Source organism: Rhodovulum sp. BSW8, assembly GCF_003314725.1.
Lineage (GTDB): Bacteria > Pseudomonadota > Alphaproteobacteria > Rhodobacterales > Rhodobacteraceae > Rhodovulum > Rhodovulum visakhapatnamense.
Genome location: NZ_QNVX01000080.1, coordinates 1 through 1924 on the forward strand (window position 1 = coordinate 1; position 1924 = coordinate 1924).

At 64.4% G+C, this 1924-nt stretch carries 2 protein-coding genes; one reads left to right on the top strand and one right to left on the bottom strand.

Annotated elements, in window-relative coordinates:
• Window positions 1–1235: DNA methyltransferase (locus tag DSD19_RS21290; RefSeq protein WP_256359809.1), on the bottom strand; the 1235-nt coding region annotated here is incomplete at its 3' end.
• Between the two features lie 119 nt (window positions 1236–1354).
• Between DSD19_RS21290 and DSD19_RS21295 the strand changes: the two genes are divergently transcribed.
• The gene (locus DSD19_RS21295) at window positions 1355–1849 is read left to right on the top strand and encodes a hypothetical protein (protein ID WP_207802501.1); all 495 of its coding nucleotides are present in this window, start codon (window positions 1355–1357) and stop codon (window positions 1847–1849) included.
• The last annotated feature ends 75 nt before the right edge of the window (window positions 1850–1924 follow it).

Sequence of the window (1924 nt, forward strand, 5' to 3'; positions counted from 1 at the left end):
AAGACCTTCCTCTCCGCCATAGCCCTCGCCGCAACCGTCATCTTCTGGCTTTGACGATCAATGAGTCTGGAGCCTAGGTTCTCGTCCCCAATCTGCACGAACACCGACCCGCTCTCGGTCAGCAATTCCCGCGCCAGCATCAGCCGGTCGCGCAGATAGGTGAGGTAGGAGTGGATGCCGAGTTCCCAGGTGTCCCGGAACGCCTTGATCGTCTCGGGTTCCTGGGTGAGGTCGTCGTCAGAGCGGTCCTTCACGTCGCGCTTGTTCGTGAAGGGCTGGAAGTTCGACCCGTATTTGATGCCGTAGGGCGGGTCGATGTAGATCATCTGGACGCGGCCAGCCATGCTCTCCTTGGTCAGGAGCGAGTTCATCACCAGCAGGCTGTCGCCCGCCACCAGCCGGTTCGACCAGCCCTTTTCGTGGTGGTAGAAATCCAGCGCCTGGCGCAGCGGCAGGTTCTCGAACGGCGCCGCGAACAGATCTGGCTGCCGCCACTGCGTTGCGGCATCCTTCCCCTTTAGCCGCTTCGCCGCGTTGGCAAGGATCGTCGCCGGGTCCACCCGTTCGTGGACATGGAGCGAGACGGTATCGACCGCGACGCTCGTCCGCTCCGCCTTGCCCGTCCAGTTCAGATAGGGCGCCTGCAGCCGCTTCAGCTCCTGCAACGCATCCTTCATCCGCTCGGGATCGTCGCTGGCCAGCGCATCGTCGATGAGCTTCTCGATCCCCGCCCGTGCGCTGTCGAAGTTCAGCACCGGGTCGAGATGCGGGTCGTAGGCCCAGACCGTCTTCTCGCCATCCGGATCGGTGCCGGCATGGACCATCCCGACCTCGGGGTTGTTCACCCGCGTCTCGCCGTGGCGGTAGCTGAGCACCTGCGTGGGGCCGTTCGGTTTGCGCGCGGCCTTCTTCCCGCGAGAGGCGACGCGCTGCCGCGGCGCAGGCTCGTCGGTCGGCGTCAGCTCGAACCCGTCGTCGTCGGCATCCTCGTCCGAGGATTCCTCGCCGTCGTCCTCATCCTCTTCGGCATCGACCACCCGCATGATCGACCCGCCCCGCCCACGGCCACGGGCAAGAAGCCCGTCATCGACCAGCGCATCGCGAGCGGCCGCGTAGTCATCGTCGGTCAGGCCCGGCACACGCTCACGCACCAGCGCCATCATCGCGCCGTTGCCGATGGAGGACCCGTCTTCGGGGGTCAGGGAAAGGATCAGGTCGGTCAGGCTGTTGGACATGCGGGACGGGCACTCACGAAAAGGGCTTGTTTTCCAGAAGACTATCGCGCGAGTCTTTGTTTTGCACGCCCGATTCCGCCGGTCCGGCGCGGTAATCCTCAACGTCAGATCGAGAAACCATGCTGTACGACCGCATCATCAAACAGGGCACCATCAACGAGAGGGGCGGAAAGCCCGATCCCCAGTTCGCGCTGCCGTCGACGGTCAACTGGATGCGTGCCCTGCGAATCCTTGCGGAGGACGAAGGGATCGATTTCGGGACGGCGACCGCCTTCTACGGGAAGGAGGGAAAGCGGAAGATGGATGTCTGGGTCGAGAACACCGTGCTCGAGCAACTCTTCCTTGGGCTCCATCATCTTTCCGCCCTCGACCAGTTCCGAGGCGGAACGACGGCCGCGGACTACGCGCGGGTCGGCGTGCTGGCCTGGTACTACGGCATCGCCAACGCCGCGAGCGCGATGACCGCCGCGCAATCCGGGTCTTTCCAGGAGGACCATGCTGGGACGGCGCGGCTGTGGGACGAGCAGATCGCCAGCCGGGGCCTCGCCCTGGCGCCGTTCAGCTGGAGAGTGAGCAGTCTCGTGGAGAAGACCTACAAGTCGGAGGTCGATTGACCTGCCCCCCGCGAGATCCCTCAGTCTGATGTAGAGTCTGCTCAACCGCGAAGGAGCAGACGCATGCGAAAGAGC

What these genes read in the sequence shown, in the direction of transcription:
- DSD19_RS21295 (WP_207802501.1), top strand. Translation starts at nt 1,355, where the DNA reads ATGCTGTACGACCGCATCATCAAACAGGGCACCATCAACGAGAGGGGC.